At 62.4% G+C, this 15,672-nt stretch carries 13 protein-coding genes and 1 other RNA gene; 13 read left to right on the top strand and 1 reads right to left on the bottom strand.

Features of this window, described 5'->3' with window-relative positions:
• Positions 1-53 precede the first annotated feature (53 nt).
• The 9 genes from Q0X85_RS09350 (at position 54) to Q0X85_RS09390 (ending at position 7,436) form a co-directional block, all read left to right on the top strand.
• Positions 54-1,268 (top strand): hypothetical protein, encoded by a 1,215-nt coding sequence (locus tag Q0X85_RS09350; protein ID WP_297771601.1) that lies wholly within the window; start codon positions 54-56, stop codon positions 1,266-1,268.
• The gene (locus tag Q0X85_RS09355) at positions 1,265-2,626 is read left to right on the top strand and encodes a cytochrome P450 (RefSeq protein WP_297771602.1); all 1,362 of its coding nucleotides are present in this window, start codon (positions 1,265-1,267) and stop codon (positions 2,624-2,626) included. Before Q0X85_RS09350 ends, Q0X85_RS09355 begins: the two co-directional genes overlap by 4 nt.
• Positions 2,627-2,981, top strand: a transfer-messenger RNA (tmRNA) gene (gene ssrA / locus Q0X85_RS09360).
• Between the two features lie 76 nt (positions 2,982-3,057).
• Positions 3,058-4,308: a chromate efflux transporter gene (gene chrA / locus Q0X85_RS09365; RefSeq protein WP_297771603.1), complete on the top strand. Its 1,251-nt coding sequence runs from the start codon at positions 3,058-3,060 to the stop codon at positions 4,306-4,308.
• A gap of 73 nt (positions 4,309-4,381) precedes the next feature.
• Positions 4,382-4,834, top strand: a complete 453-nt coding sequence (locus tag Q0X85_RS09370; RefSeq protein ID WP_297771604.1) for a ClpXP protease specificity-enhancing factor SspB — start codon at positions 4,382-4,384, stop codon at positions 4,832-4,834.
• Positions 4,835-4,934: 100 nt separating this feature from the next.
• The gene (locus tag Q0X85_RS09375; RefSeq protein ID WP_297771605.1) at positions 4,935-5,492 is read left to right on the top strand and encodes a methyltransferase type 12; all 558 of its coding nucleotides are present in this window, start codon (positions 4,935-4,937) and stop codon (positions 5,490-5,492) included.
• 54 nt (positions 5,493-5,546) lie between these two features.
• Positions 5,547-6,938, top strand: a complete 1,392-nt coding sequence (fumC, locus tag Q0X85_RS09380; protein WP_297771606.1) for a class II fumarate hydratase — start codon at positions 5,547-5,549, stop codon at positions 6,936-6,938.
• A complete protein-coding gene (locus tag Q0X85_RS09385; RefSeq protein WP_297771607.1) occupies positions 6,935-7,117 on the top strand; it encodes a DUF4169 family protein in 183 nt (60 codons plus the stop codon). The genes fumC and Q0X85_RS09385 overlap by 4 nt, the downstream gene beginning before the upstream one ends.
• 85 nt (positions 7,118-7,202) lie before the next feature.
• A complete protein-coding gene (locus tag Q0X85_RS09390; RefSeq protein ID WP_297771608.1) occupies positions 7,203-7,436 on the top strand; it encodes a ribbon-helix-helix domain-containing protein in 234 nt (77 codons plus the stop codon).
• A gap of 52 nt (positions 7,437-7,488) precedes the next feature.
• On the opposite strand, the gene Q0X85_RS09395 is transcribed toward Q0X85_RS09390, so the two are convergent.
• The gene (locus Q0X85_RS09395) at positions 7,489-9,324 is read right to left on the bottom strand and encodes a BCCT family transporter (protein ID WP_297771609.1); all 1,836 of its coding nucleotides are present in this window, start codon (positions 9,322-9,324) and stop codon (positions 7,489-7,491) included.
• A 551-nt stretch (positions 9,325-9,875) separates the two neighbouring features.
• Between Q0X85_RS09395 and Q0X85_RS09400 the strand changes: the two genes are divergently transcribed.
• From Q0X85_RS09400 to Q0X85_RS09415, 4 genes are all read left to right on the top strand, one after another.
• On the top strand, positions 9,876-11,582 hold the full coding sequence (locus Q0X85_RS09400) for a BCCT family transporter (RefSeq protein WP_297771610.1): 1,707 nt from the start codon (positions 9,876-9,878) through the stop codon (positions 11,580-11,582).
• A 98-nt stretch (positions 11,583-11,680) separates the two neighbouring features.
• Positions 11,681-12,901: an aminotransferase class V-fold PLP-dependent enzyme gene (locus Q0X85_RS09405; RefSeq protein ID WP_297771611.1), complete on the top strand. Its 1,221-nt coding sequence runs from the start codon at positions 11,681-11,683 to the stop codon at positions 12,899-12,901.
• A 48-nt stretch (positions 12,902-12,949) separates the two neighbouring features.
• Positions 12,950-14,371 (top strand): deoxyribodipyrimidine photo-lyase, encoded by a 1,422-nt coding sequence (locus Q0X85_RS09410; RefSeq protein WP_297771612.1) that lies wholly within the window; start codon positions 12,950-12,952, stop codon positions 14,369-14,371.
• 84 nt (positions 14,372-14,455) lie between these two features.
• Complete coding sequence (locus Q0X85_RS09415; protein ID WP_297771613.1) at positions 14,456-15,661, top strand: cyclopropane-fatty-acyl-phospholipid synthase family protein; 1,206 nt, start codon at positions 14,456-14,458, stop codon at positions 15,659-15,661.
• Positions 15,662-15,672: the final 11 nt, after the last annotated feature.

Raw genomic sequence — 15,672 nt, forward strand, 5'->3', positions numbered from 1 at the left:
GCCTTACGCTCGCCCGATTTCCGCGCTAGGCTCTGGCCGACAAGAGGTTGGTCATGAGCAGCAACGCCCCAGTTAACGCCCCTGTGCGCCGCAGGCGCGTGTTTTACATTCCGGGCTACGATCCGATCCCGCCGCGCCGCTACCGCGAGCTTTATCGCAAGGAAAGCGCCGCGCAGGCGGATATTTCAGGATATGAAATCAGTCTCTTGCCGAGCAAGGCCAAGGCACGGTTCGGCTGGGGTGTGCGGGCATTCATGGATGGGGCCGAGGTGGATGCCCAAGTCGAGGTGCTGGTCTGGTCCGACATCGTCAAGCACAGCATGGACCAAGGCATTCTTGCGACATATGGCCAACTGATCCGCACCGCCGCCACCTATATCGGCACCGGCGCGCTGTTTCGGCTGATGCGGTTGCGCAAAGGTCCGGTGATTGCGGCGCTTTATCCGGTTGGGTTTCTGTTGGCGCAGCTTGGTCTGGCGCTGCTGGCGGCGTGGGTTTTGGGGCACGTCCTCGCCCTGCTGCATCCGCTGGCGGCCTGGGGCGGGCTGGTGGTGGTGCCGCTCATCCTCGAATGGTTCCGGCGGATGGATGGCCGGTTCTTTGCCTATTACCTGATGCATGACTACGCCTATTCCGCGCGGCATCTGGGGGGCAACCCGCCGGAGTTGGAGGCGCGGATGGCCGAGTTCACCGCCGAGATTGCGCAAGCGTTGCAAGGAGAATGCGACGAAGTCTTGGTCGTTGGGCATTCTTCGGGCGCGCATTTGGGTGTGTCGATCCTCGCCGATCTGATCCGCGCGGGCGGTGTGCCCGCGAACGGCCCCGCGCTGTCGTTTCTCAGTCTCGGGCAGGTGGTGCCGATGGTGTCTTTCCTGCCGCGCGCGCACCGGTTGCGCGCCGATCTGGCCTATCTGAGCACGCGCGAAGAGCTTTTCTGGCTCGACGTGACCGCGCCGGGCGATGGCTGTGCCTTCGCGCTCTGCGATCCGGTCAGCGTGAGTGGCGTCGCGCCCGAGGGCAAGCGCTGGCCGCTGGTGATCTCGGCGGCGTTCACCCAAAGCTTGAGTCCCGAGCGGTGGCGCGCCCTCCGCTGGCGGTTTTTTCGGCTGCATTTTCAATATCTTTGCGCCTTTGACCGGCCCAAGGATTACGACTATTTCCGGATCACCGCCGGGCCGCACACCCTCGCGCAGCGCTTCACCGGGCGGCCCCCGTCCAAAAGCCGGATCGAGCGGGCCACCTCGGGCTATACGAGCCTTGTGCCATGACACCGCCCAAGCCCCCCGCGCGGCCGGATCGGGTGTCATTGTGGCGCTACATGCGGCTCTTTCGGGCCGATCTTCTCTCGGCGCAGCCCGCGCGGCTCTACCGCGCGTGGATGGCCGAGTTTCGCACGCCGTTCTTTCGCTCCTATCTCTGCAATCAGCCCGACCTCGTCGATCTGGTGTTGCGCGCGCGGCCTGATGATTTTCCGAAATCCACGCGTGTGTCCGAAGGGTTGCGGCCGCTTCTGGGGCAGTCGGTGTTCGTCACCAATGGCGAGACATGGAAACGGCAGCGGCGCATCATCGACCCGGCCTTCGAGGGCGGGCGGCTGCGCGATACCTTTGCGGCGATGGTCATGGCCGGGCAGGGTGCGGTGGCGCGGCTTGCGCCCTTGGCCGATGGCACCCCGCGCGATATCGAGCCGCAGACCAGCCACGCCGCCGCCGACGTGATCTTTCGCACGCTGTTCTCGATCCCGATCGAGAACGCGACGGCAAGCGAGGTGTTCGAGCAGTTCAAGGCGCATCAGCGCACGCAGCCGGTGCTGAACCTTGCGGCCTTTGTGCCGCTGCCGCGCTGGTTTCCGCGCTTTCATCGCCGGAAAACGCGAGAGACCGCTCGCACCATCCGCGCGCTGATCACGCAGCTGACGGCGCAGCGCATGGGCGAGATCGAGGCCGGGACCGCGCCCGACGATCTGGCCACCAAGATCATGACCACCGCGGACCCGCAGACCGGCGCGCGGTTCGACACGCAGGAAATGGTAGATCAGGTGGCGATTTTTTTCCTTGCGGGGCATGAGACGAGTGCGTCGGCATTGGCCTGGGCGCTTTACCTTTTGGCGCTGTACCCGGACTGGCAGGAGCGGCTTGCCGAAGAGGCCGAGGCGGTGTTTGGCGACCGCGCGCCCGAGTTTTCCGACATGTCGCGCCTGCGCTTGGCGCGGGATGTGTTTCGTGAGACGCTGCGCCTTTATCCGCCGGTGCCGATGATGGTGCGCGAGAGCACATGTCCTGAACGGTTTCGCAATCGCGACGTGAAACCGGGCGCGCAGGTGGTGATCAGCCCCTGGCACCTGCACCGGCATGAACGGCTGTGGGACAATCCCGACGGCTTTGACCCGGCGCGCTATGGCACCGAGAACGGCAAGGCCTGCCTGCGTACCGCCTATATCCCGTTCTCCGCCGGGCAGCGGGTCTGCACCGGGGCGGGCTTCGCGATGATCGAGGGGCCGCTCCTCTTGGCGATGCTGGTGCGGGCCTATCGCTTTGACGCGGTGCCGGAGCGCCCGGCCATGCCGGTGGCACATCTGACGGTGCGCGGGCGTGACGGCATCTGGCTGTCGATTTCCCCGCGCTGACCCCTTTGCAAGCCCGGCCAAAGCCCCTATGTATGGGGTGTCCTCGGCAACGGGGACTATGGACATAAACGCGCTCGTAATAAGCGGATCGGACCCGGGGGCGGTACCCGGCGGCTCCACCAATCATCCTTCATTTGGGGATCATGGGGTCGAAACAGGATCGACGAACGTCTAAAGGGGTTATGCTTTGTCCCGGTGAGGTACCACCGTTATCGGTCCGAAACGTACAGTTGCAAATGACAACCGTGCTCCGGTCGCCGTTGCTGCGTAAGCGGTAACAAGACCGAAACTTAAGTCCTTGCCTCTAGCCAGGTAAGGCGGGGTTCGCAGGCACCTGGCAACAGAAGCCTGCATTTCCTCTTTTCAGACACTGTGCCGCGCGTCTTGGAACTATGACTTGCGCAAGCCGGGCGGGCGGGTGACAAACCGGCATGACCGCGCCGCCGCTCTCTGTCCTTGTCCGCAGCTTTCTGCGCATTGGCCTTCTGTCTTTTGGCGGGCCGGCGGCGCAGATCTCGATGATGCATGAAGAGCTGGTCGAGCGCCGGAAGTGGCTGGATGAGACGCAATTTCTTGGTGCGCTGTCATTCTGCATGCTGTTGCCGGGGCCGGAAGCGATGCAGCTGGCAACTTACGCCGGCTGGCGGCTGCGGGGCGTTTCGGGCGGACTGATCGCCGGACTCCTATTTGTGCTTCCCGGGGCTATGGTGATCATGATGCTCGGTTTGGGATATGCCACCTATGGGGGCGTTCCGCTGGTGCAGGCGCTTTTCGTTGGCATCAAGGCGGCTGTGGTGGCGATTGTCTTGCAGGCGCTCGTCAACCTCGCACGCCGCGCTCTCAAGGGAAGGGCGAGCTGGGTTTTGGCGGGTTTGGCCTTTGTCGCCATGTTCTTTCTGTCAGTGCCGTTTCCACTGATTATCGGCTTGGCGGCGTTGTGGGGATACGTTCAGGCGCGCGGTGAAACACCCGGAGCGCCGCTGATCGACGCTCATGTGCGGCCCTTGCATACGCTTGGAACAGCTGCCCTGTGGGGCGCGCTCTGGGCTGCGCCCGTGGTCTTCTCATGGGGTATGGGGGCCGTTTTTCTGACGGACCTTGCCCTGTTTTTCAGCAAACTGGCGGTGGTAACCTTCGGCGGCGCCTATGCGGTGCTTGCCTATATGACCGAAACGGTGGTGGCGACCAAGGGCTGGCTGAGCACGGCGCAGATGATCGACGCGCTTGGGTTGGCCGAGACGACGCCGGGGCCGCTGATCCTCGTGACCGAATTTGTCGGCCTGCTGGCAGGCTATGCGCAGGGCGGGATGAGCATGGCTATCCTTGCTGCCGCGCTCACCCTATGGGTGACGTTCACCCCTTGTTTTCTATGGATATTCACTGGCGCACCCTATATCGAGCGAATTCTGTCCAGGCCGCGTCTCAAAGGGGCGCTTGCGGGGATATCCGCGGCGGTGGTGGGGGTTATCCTCAACCTGTCAGTCTGGTTTGCGCTGCATGTCTTGTTCTCCAGCGTGACCATGACGGCATTCGGTCCGCGTCCTGATTTGAGCAGCTTTGCGGCGCTCAATGCCGGTTTCGTTATTCTCGCGGCTGTGCTTTTGCTGGTTTTCCGCATAGCCATGGTGCCGGTTCTTGCGCTGATGGCGGGCCTCGCGGGCGCGTGGCATGTTTTGATCTGAGGGCTTGCATTGCAGGTCTTTTGTTTTGCTTCGAATCCCCTATGCTGAACGATAGAAATCCCCGGGGTAAAGCATGTCTCGTTCAATCGACTACGGAAATCTTATGCATCGCGCCATGCGTGGCCTCATTCAGGAGGTGCTGAGCAAGGTGCAGATCGAAGGATTGCCCGGGTCTCATCATTTCTTCATCACCTTCGACACCACGCATCCCGAGGCGGTCCTTGCCGATTGGCTGCGCGAGCGATACCCGTCCGAGATGACTGTTGTCATGCAGCATTGGTATGACGATCTGGACGTGAACGATGAAGGGTTTACCGTGACGCTGAACTTCGGGGATGCGCCCGAGAGGCTTTATGTGCCGTATGACGCGATCCAGACATTCGTGGATCCATCTGTCGAATTCGGCCTGCGCTTCGAGACGCAGGACGTCGAAGAAGACGGCATCGAAGACGAGAGCACAGCGCCGGAAGACGAGGGGAACGGCGGTAATGCCGAAGTGGTCAGCCTCGACAGCTTCCGCAAGTGACGTCTTCCCGTTTGAAACTTTCGTAACACGCACCGATTGTAACGTGGCGGTTACACTTTTGTCATAGCGGTTTCCCGACCTTGGTTGCGGGAGAGACGACATGGCGAAGGATCTTGGCATGTTTTTCGGTGAGATGCTGCGTCATCCGGGTGAGGTGGTGGCGCTCGCGCCGTCGTCGGGCGCTGTGGCTCGCCGGATGACCGCCGGGTTGGACCGTGTCACTGGCCCGGTTGTCGAGATCGGCCCCGGAACGGGCAGCTTTACCCGCGCCATTCTGGCCCGCGGGGTGGCCCCGGAGCGTCTCACCTTGTTGGAGACCAATACACGGTTTTGTGAAGCGTTACGCGACAGGTTTCCTGGGGTGCGCGTGCTCAACCGCCCGGCGCAGGAGATTTCGGCGATCGGTCTGCGCGATATCGGCGCCGTGATTTCGGGCGTTCCGGTGTTGGCTCGTCCACGCATACAGCGAGAGGTGGTTGGGCGCGCCTTCGAGGTGATGGCCCGCGAGGGATGGTTTGCGCAGATCACCTACAGTCCGAATGCCCCCATCTCGTCAGAAATGCGGTGCGAATTGGGGCTGCGCGTCGAGAGAAGGGGCACGGTCTGGGCCAATTTGCCACCTGCCCGCATATTTGTATTCCATAGTATACAGCATTGATCTTTTACACATCTGCGGTATGAACAAGGCAAACGTCCTACGAAAGGCTTTGCTATGACCGCCACTCGCACCGAATCCGACAGTTTCGGACCTCTCGAAGTGCCCGCCGACAAGTATTGGGGCGCGCAGACGCAGCGCTCGATCCAGAATTTTCCCATCGGGTGGGAGAAACAGCCGGTGGCCATCGTGCGCGCCCTCGGCGTCATCAAGAAGGCCTGCGCGCAGGCCAACGAGGCGAGCGGCAAGCTCGATGCGCGGCTGGCCGATGCGGTCATTCAGGCGGCGGGCGAGGTGATCGAGGGCAAGTTCGACGACAATTTCCCGCTGGTGGTCTGGCAGACGGGGTCGGGCACGCAGTCCAACATGAATTCCAACGAGGTGATCGCCAACCGCGCCATCGAGATCCTCGGCGGCGAGATCGGCTCCAAGGACCCGGTGCATCCCAATGACCATTGCAACATGGGGCAGTCCTCGAACGATACCTTCCCCACGGCCATGCATATCGCCACCGCGATGAGCGTGCGCGACGTGCTGCTGCCCGGGCTGGACAAGCTGGCGGCGGGGCTCGAATCCAAGTCCGAAGAGTTCAAGGACATCATCAAGATCGGCCGCACCCATACGCAGGACGCCACTCCGCTCACACTGGGGCAGGAATTTTCGGGCTACGCGCATCAGGTCCGGCAGGGGATCGCGCGGGTGCAGGCCTGCATGCCCGGCATTTACGAGCTGGCGCAGGGCGGCACCGCCGTGGGCACCGGGCTCAACACCGCGCAGGGTTGGGGCGAAACGGTCGCGGCCAACATGGCCGAGATCACCGGGCTGCCTTTCGTGACCGCGCCCAACAAGTTCGAGGCGCTCGCGGCGCATGACGCGATGGTGTTCCTGTCGGGGGCGCTCGCGACGGTGGCGGGCTCCTGCTACAAGATCGCCAACGATATCCGGTTTCTGGGGAGCGGGCCGCGCTCCGGCTTGGGCGAGTTGATCCTGCCCGAGAACGAGCCGGGCAGCAGCATCATGCCCGGCAAGGTCAACCCGACGCAGGCCGAGGCGCTGACACAGGTCGCCGCCCATGTCATGGGCAATGACGCGGCGATCAAGTTCGCAGGCTCGCAGGGGCATTTCGAGCTCAACGTCTACAACCCGATGATGGCCTATAACCTGTTGCAGTCCATTCAGCTTCTGGGGGACGCGACCGACAGCTTCACCGAGCGGATGCTGATGGGCACCCGCGCCAATGAGCCGCGCATCGAAAAGCTGATGACAGAGTCGCTGATGCTGGTGACGGCGCTCGCGCCCACCATCGGCTATGACAACGCCACCAAGGTCGCCAAGACCGCGCACAAGAACGGCACCACGCTGCGCGAAGAGGCGATCGCACTTGGCTTCGTGGATGCGGAGACCTTTGACCGCGTCGTGCGGCCCGAAGACATGATCGGCCCGAAATGAGCGACACGCCGGTCAACTTGAACCGGGTGCGCAAGCAAAAGGCGCGGGCTGCGCAAAAGGCCCGCGCCGACGAGAACGCCACGCGCTTTGGACGGACCAAGGCGCAGAGAAAGCTCGAAGAGTCCGAGGTCGACAGGGCCCGCCGCAGGCTCGATCTGCATCGCCGGGACGAGGAATGACCCCCCATTCATCTGGCATGAAATACCTCGGGGGAGTCCCGGACCGCGTCCGGGACGGGGGCAGCGCCCCCGAGGCCCGCGTGCCATGAATGCACGACCGGTCAAACGGTCCCTCACTCTCAGGGGCCATCGCACCAGCGTTTCGCTTGAGGATGAGTTCTGGCAGGCGTTCCGTGAGATCGCCGAAGAGACGGGCATTCCGCTCAATGCGCTAGCGGCGGAAATAGATGCGGCGCGCGGCGTCGAGATGGGGCTGGCGACAGCCATTCGGTTGCATGTCTTGCGCCATTATCGGGAAAGATACTCACAAACAGACTGACGCCGCGCAAGCGAGGCGCGGCGTCAGAGTTTGGCAGGGTCAGCGATGCGGCTTATTCTGCCGGTTGGCCTTCGATCACAGCGCCCTTGTCCCGCAGGTTGTCGCGATAGAGCGCCTTGGCCAGAGCGACGACCATCAGCATCATCACCACGGTAAATGGAAGTGCCCCGATGATCATGGCGTTCTTGAGCGCCTCGAACGGATCTGCCGCCGCCCCCGAATTGCCCGCGATGATCAGCGCCCCGATGACCAGCGTCAGGATGATACCCCAGATGATACGGTGCTTGATCCCGGTTTCGGCCTGACCGCCCGACATGATGGTGTTCATCACCAGGATACCCGAGTCCGCCGATGTCACGAGGAAGGTCATGATCAGCACCACGCACATGATTGTGATGCCGGTCAACAGCCCGCCGTCGATCATAAAGCTCAACGTGGCAAACAGCTTGTTGGTGTTGGACGCGCCGATGATCGCGCCCTCGGCGACGCCGCTCAGTTCCAGATCGATCGCCGTGGCTCCGAGGATGGTCATCCAGGCAAAGCAAACCAGCGCCGGTGCGATCACACAGCCAAGGATGAATTCACGCACCGTGCGCCCCTTGGAAATCCGCGCGAGAAACAGACCGACAAAGGGGGAGAACGCGATCCACCATGCCCAGTAGAACGTGGTCCAACCCGCTTGCCAGCCGAACAGACGCCCCTCGGTGCCCGCCTCGTAGGCTGCCAGCTTGGCGTCGTCGGACAACTCGGCCGCAGCCCCCGTCAGGCCGCCGGCAAAGCCGTCGTAGCTGCCCCAGGCATTGGTCGCCCCGCCAAAGAGGTCCCCGGCCAGTGGTGCCGCCTCCGCAGGCAGCGCCGCGGCAAAGGCATCTGCCGACAACGGGCCATAGGCGTTGAACGACAACGAAACGAAATGCAGGATGTAATCGACAAACGCGCTTGCATAGGTCGTCATCGCGAAGGCGAAAGAGCCGAACACGACGAAAACCATCAACAGGATCATCGACAGGACCAGATTGAGGTTCGAGAGATACTTGATCCCGCGGCCCACGCCTGACACGGCGGACAGGATCGACAGGCCCATGATGGCCAGAAGCGCCGCGATCAGACCCACGGTCGAGGGTTTGGGCGTATCGCCTGTTGCGTTCATCAGCCATTCCATACCGGTCACCGCATACACGCCGTCGACAAATTGCGAGACGCCAAAGCCGATGGTCACCGACACACCGAGAATGGTCGCCACGACGCCGAGAATATCAACGACATCACCCAGAATCCCGTTGGCCGCACGTCCCAGAAGGGGTGTCAGCGCAGAACGGATGGTCAGCGGCATGTCGCGGGTATAAGCGTAATAGGCAAGGCTCAGACCGGTCACGACATAGATTGCCCATGCGTGAAAGCCGTAATGCGCAAAGGTATAGCGATAGGCGGGCGTCACGGCCTCGGCGGTATTGCCGCTCACGATCCCGGCGACGGTTTCAGGGTTCGAGCCCCACAGGCCCAACGGTTCAGCCGTGGCAAAGACCATAAGCCCGACGCCAAGACCGGCGCCGAACATCATGGAGAACCAGGAGAAATTCGAGAATTCCGGCTTTTCGTCGCCCCGGCCCATCAAGCGTCGTCCGGTGGCCGGGACAAGCGCCACGATGAAGAGGAAAAAGGCAAAGATGCCGGTTGCGATGATGTAGAAGGTGTTGAAGCCTTCCAGCAGAGACCAGTTCAGGCTGGAAAGCGTGGCATTGGCGTTGAGCGGCCAGACCAACGCCCAGATCACCAAAAGCGACATGGCGGTCTTGGAGATCAAGGCAATCGGAAGGCTGTAGCCTTCGTAAAAGCCTTTTGGAGCTGTTTTGATCTCCAGATCTGTAAATGGGGGTTTTATACTCATGTTGTGGCGTTCCCTGTTGTAGTGGTTTGCGGGGGCTTGCCGCGCGGTGTCCGCTTTGGCGGCGGATCTCCAACCGTCGATTTTGCGCCCATCGCGGCAGTCTCACACGTGTGCTGCCCATAGCCGGGCCGAGAATACGGCGTTCAAGACGCGGTTTACGACGCTTCTGACGGACGCATGTCGATTTCAAGCTGCGCGCTTCAACCCGGTTGATGGCCGACACAGCAGAATTGAAGTGAAGGATGGGCGCGCCTCTAAAGGTCGATTCCCTCTTCATCTGCCAAATGCGACGGCTGGAAATGTCGTTTTATGCTGAAAAGATACGCGATCCGGTTGCGCCTTAGGCCACGAGCTTGTTAAGCTTACGTCGTGGAGCGGGTGCGTTTGGGGGTCTGTTTTGCGCGCGAGCAACGTCTGTGCGGTCGCCCCCCGGCCCAAAATGAAGCAAAAGCCGACGCAGATTGCGCGGCACGCATGCGGGCAGAGTACGTGCTCCTGCGGGTCATGACATGCGCGTCTCAAACGGCAATCAGTGAGAAGAGGGGGCCTAAATGGCCGATGAAACGGCAAATCAGGGGATACCCGAGCCTGAAGGGCATTCGGATATCATCGAGACCGATTACGAGGTCGGTCAGGACAATGTCCAGCCAAGGCTTGGCCCGTTCGGGCTTGATATCCACAATCCGGTGTTCTTCATTTCCGGGCTGGCGGTGGTCATTTTCGTTTTCTACTCACTGGCGCTGCCGGAGCAGGCGGCATCGGTGTTCGAGTCCGCCAAGAGCTACGTCATCAACACGTTCGATTTCTTCTTTCTTGGCGCCGCTAATATTTTCGTCATCTTCTGTCTTCTGCTGATCGTGACGCCCTATGGCTCTGTGCGGCTGGGCGGCACAGATGCGCGGCCCGACTACAGCTATATCGGCTGGTTCGCCATGTTGTTCGCGGCTGGTATGGGGATCGGGCTGCTGTTCTTCGGCGTGTCAGAACCGATGAGCCATTTTTCCACATCACTTGGCGGTACTGCGGTCGGTGAGGACGGTGTGCGCACGGACTGGGCGCCGATCGGAGCTGCCGGAGGCGATGCAGCCGCGGCGCAGCGTCTTGGCATGGCGGCAACGATCTTTCACTGGGGTCTGCATCCTTGGGCAATCTATGCCGTGGTGGCCCTCGCGCTGGCGTTGTTTTCCTACAACAAGGGCCTGCCGCTGACGCTGCGCTCGGCGTTCTACCCGCTTCTGGGCGAGCGTGTCTGGGGCTGGTGGGGTCACATCATCGACACTCTGGCGGTGTTTGCCACGCTCTTCGGTCTGGCCACATCGCTCGGCTTTGGTGCGGAACAGACGGCCTCGGGTCTGACCTTTCTCTTTGGCTCAGGTGACGCTGCAGAGGGCACACGCGCCTTCATGGGTATCACCTATGGCAACAGTGACGAGTCGGGCGTGACCAACAACCCGCTTCTGCTGGTGATCCTGATTTCCGTGATCACGAGTATTGCGCTTGTTTCGGTCGTGCGTGGCCTTGACGGCGGCGTCAAGGTGCTGTCCGAGATCAACATGGGGCTGGCCGCGATCCTGCTCTTGTTCGTGTTCCTGGTGGGCGGGCCGATCTTTCTGATCACGCTGTTCTTCGACAGTATCTGGGCCTACCTCCAGAACCTGTTTGCTCTCAGCAATCCGTTCGGACGTGAAGATGTGAACTTCAGCCAGGGCTGGACGTCGTTCTACTGGGCGTGGTGGATTTCCTGGTCACCCTTCGTGGGCATGTTCATCGCTCGCGTTAGCCGGGGCCGGACTGTGCGCGAATTCATCATTTGCGTGCTGATCATCCCGACCACGGTCTGCATCCTTTGGATGACCGTCTTTGGCGGCACCGCGCTCAACCAGGTGGTGGCTGACGGCTATACCGGCGCGCAGGATGCGGCGCTTGAACTCAAGTTGTTCAAGATGCTTGCGGAACTGCCATTGGCGACGATCACCTCGGTGATCGGGATCATTCTTGTGATCGTGTTCTTCGTTACCTCGTCGGACTCCGGCAGCCTCGTGATCGACACGATTACGGCAGGTGGCAAGGTCGACGCACCGGTGTCGCAGCGCGTGTTCTGGTGCGTCTTCGAGGGGGCCGTGGCGATTGTGCTGTTGATCGGCGGCGGCCTTGCGTCGTTGCAGGCTGCGGTTATCTCGACCGGCTTGCCGTTCACAGTGGTTCTGCTCGTCATGTGCTATGCCATCTGGCGCGGCCTCGCGAACGAAAAGCGCTGACCGGACGCGTCGACGGCCGGACCAACCAGAGCCCCCCGGGTGTTGCACCCCGGGGGGCTTTGCTGTTTTGTGCGGAAAAATGGATCAGGGGACAGCAGATGACACTCGACATTGATTTCGTGCGCGCGCAATTTCCGGCTTTCTCGGAGGCCTCCCTGGCGGGGCAGGCGTTCTTTGAGAATGCGGGCGGGTCTTATACCTGCGCGCCGGTGATCGCCCGGCTGGAGCGGTATTACCGGCAGCGCAAGGTGCAGCCCTATGCGCCCTACGAGGCCAGTCAGTTGGCGGGTGCCGAGATGGACGAGGCGCGCGAGCGGCTGGCGGCGATGATGGGGGTGGCCACTGACGAGGTCAGCTTTGGCCCCTCGACCACGCAGAACACCTATGTTCTGGCGCAGGCGTTCCGGCAATGGATGGAACCCGGCGATGCGATCATCGTGACCAATCAGGATCACGAGGCCAATTCCGGGCCGTGGCGGCGCCTGGCCGATGAAGGGTTCGAGCTGCGCGAGTGGCGGATCGACCCCGAGACCGGTCTGCTCGATCCCGCCGACCTCGAAAGCCTGCTGGATGAGCGTGTGCGGCTGGTCTGTTTCCCGCATTGCTCCAACGTGGTCGGCGCGGTTAATCCGGTGGTCGAGATCACGGCCCTTGCCCACGCGGCGGGGGCGTTTGTCTGCGTTGACGGCGTGAGCTACGCGCCTCACGGTCTGCCCGATGTGGGCGGCATGGGCCCTGATATTTACCTTTTCTCGGCCTACAAGACCTACGGGCCGCATCAGGGCATCATGGTGATGCGCCGTGAGTTGGGCAACCTGCTGCCCAATCAGGCGCATTACTTCAACGCCGATACGCTCTACAAGCGCTTTACCCCCGCCGGACCCGATCACGCGCAGGTCGCGGCAAGTGCCGGCATGGCCGATTACATCGACGCGCTCGCCGCGCATCACGGGGTGACGGGCGATGCTGCAACTCGCGCGGCGGCGGTTCACGACCTGATGCGCCGCCACGAAACCGACCTTTTACAGCCTGTCCTGGATTTTCTCACAGACCGCAATTCGGCCCGTCTTCTCGGCCCGGTCATGGCGGAGCAAAAGGCCCCCACGGTCGCGGTAGTGCTCAACCGGCCCGGCGCCGAGGCGGCGGCGGATCTTGCAGCGCATGGCATCATGGCGGGGGGCGGTGATTTCTACGCGGTGCGTCCGCTGCAGGCCATGGGTGTGGATACGGACAAGGGGGTGCTGCGCCTCAGCTTCGTGCATTACACGTCGCGCGCTGAGGTGGACAAGCTTTTGACCGCGCTAGACGATATTCTTTGATCCGACCCTGGCGGCCTTGCGTAAGACCCTGAAAGACCGGGGCAGGGCATGACCGACATAACACCGAGTATCGTATGGCTCCGCCGTGATCTGCGGCTGAGCGACAACCCCGCCTTGACGGCGGCCTGCGCGCGTGGCGGGCCTGTGCTTGTGGTGTTCATTCACGACGACAGCGTTGCACGGCTCGGCGCGGCGGCGAAATGGCGGCTTGGCCTATCGCTCGAGTGTCTGGCGAAATCGCTGGCCGCGCAGGGTAATGGCCTGATCCTGCGCACAGGCGATGCCCGCGTTGCCCTCCTCAATCTGATCGAAGAGACGGGGGCAGAGGCGGTGCATTGGTCCCGGCTTTACGACCCCGAGGCGATTGGGCGTGACAGCGCCATCAAGTCTGCGCTCAATGAGCGTGGTGTCGAAGCGACAAGCCATAACGGGCATCTGCTGTTCGAGCCCTGGACGGTCGAGACGCAGCAGGGCGGGTTCTACAAGGTCTACACCCCGATGTGGCGCGCGGTGAAGGACCGCGACGTGCCCGCGCCCGAGAGCACCCCCGCGCGCATTCCCTCGCCCGAGACATGGCCCGAAAGCGAGCGTCTGGAAGACTGGAGGCTTGGGGCCGCCATGCAGCGCGGGGCCGAGGTTTGCCTGCCGCATCAATGCGTGGGCGAGGCGGCGGCGCAGGGGCGGTTTGGGGCCTTCGTCGGCGGGGCCATCGCCGATTACAGCACCGCTCGCGATCTGCCCGCCAAGCCCGGCACCTCGGGCCTGTCCGAGAACCTGACCTATGGCGAAATATCCGCGCGCCAGTGCTGGCATGCCGGGTTGCGCGCGCTGCACGAGGGGGCGGCGGGTGCCGAGACATGGCTCAAGGAGTTGGTCTGGCGTGAGTTTGCCTATCACCTGATCTATCACACGCCGCGCATCGCAAGCGGCAACTGGCGCGAGGATTGGGATGCCTTTCCTTGGAACGAGGACCCGGATCGCCCCGAGGTGATCGCCTGGAAACAGGGCCGCACGGGCGTGCCCTTTGTCGATGCCGCGATGCGCGAAATGTATGTGACCGGCACCATGCACAACCGCGCCCGGATGATCGTGGCGTCATACCTCACCAAGCACCTGATGACCCATTGGAAGATCGGCCTTGAGTGGTTCGCCGATTGCCTGACCGATTGGGATCCGGCTTCGAACGCCATGGGCTGGCAATGGGCGGCGGGCTGCGGGCCGGATGCGGCGCCCTATTTCCGCGTGTTCAACCCCGAGACGCAGTTGCACAAGTTCGACCCCGAAGGCGCCTATATCCGCCGCTGGATCGCCGAGGAGGCGCGCAGCCCGAGCGATACGGCGCTGTCCTATTTCGACGCCATCCCGCGTGCGTGGGGTCTCTCGCCGCAGGATTGCTACCCGGCCCCGGTCGTGGGTCTGAAAGAGGGGCGCGAACGGGCGCTGGCCGCATACCAAGCGCGGGGGGTCTGAATGGGCATCGCCACAGTTGAAAAATCTTGCTCGCCCGGGGTCGAAGCCTCTAGCCTTGACGATGAAACACGAGGAAACGACCGCATGATCCTGACCGACACGACCGGCCAGACCGACCTGCCACGCTATTTCGCCCGCACTTTCGCCGTGGCCCGCCAGATCAGCGCCGGGCGGCTCGATATCGTGCTGCCCGATGGCCGTACCTTTCGCGCGCAAGGGCCGCGCCCCGGCCCGGTGGCGGTACTGGAGATCCACGACCCGGAGGTCTTTGCCCGGCTGGTGCGCGAGGGCTATCTGGGGTTCTGCGAGGCCTATCTCGACGGTGACTGGTCGACGCCCGATCTGCAATCCTTCATGGATCTGCTGAACGATGATGACGGGATCTACAACGGCTATCCCGGCCAGCCCATCGCACAGCTTTACGAGCGCATCCGCTTTTGGTTCAAGCGCAATTCCAAGGCACAGGCGCGGCGCAACATCAGCTATCACTACGATCTGGGCAATGAGTTCTACCGGCTGTGGCTGGATGACACGATGACCTATTCCAGCGCCATTTTCGACGAGGGGCGCAACAGCCTGGAACAGGCACAGATCGCAAAGTATGCCAGCATGGTCGATCAGATGGGCGTAAAACCCGGCGATCATGTTCTGGAGATCGGCTGTGGCTGGGGCGGTTTTGCCGAGTATGCGGCTGGCCAAAGGGGCCTCCGCGTGACTGGCCTCACAATCAGCGAGGAACAACTGAAATATGCCCGCGAGCGCATCGCCCGGGCCGGGCTGTCGGACAGGGTGACGCTCAAATTGCAGGATTACCGCGATGAGCGCGGCACCTATGACGGTATCGCCAGCATCGAAATGTTCGAGGCCGTGGGCGAGCGCTACTGGCCGGTGTTTTTCGAGACGCTGCGCGACCGGCTCAGCCCCGGGGCGCAGGCGACGTTGCAGATCATCACGGTTGAGGACAGCCGTTGGGATGGCTACCGTAACGATGTTGATTTCATTCAGAAATACATCTTTCCGGGGGGCATGCTGCCCAGCCCGACGGTCCTGCGCCAGCAGATCGAGCGCGCCGGGCTGACCGTCGCGGGCTCTATCGAATTCGGGGAAAGCTATAGCCAGACGCTGCGCCGCTGGCATCAGTGCTTCAACGAAAGATGGGGCGAGATTGCTGATATGGGCTTTGACGAGCGGTTCCGCCGGATGTGGAATTTCTATCTGACCTCTTGCGCGGGCGCCTTCAAAGGGGGTAGTTGCGATGTGACACAGATCACCATCGCAAGGCCCGGATAGATGCCCGTTAC

The organism is uncultured Roseovarius sp., from assembly GCF_947259555.1.
Classification (GTDB): domain Bacteria; phylum Pseudomonadota; class Alphaproteobacteria; order Rhodobacterales; family Rhodobacteraceae; genus Roseovarius.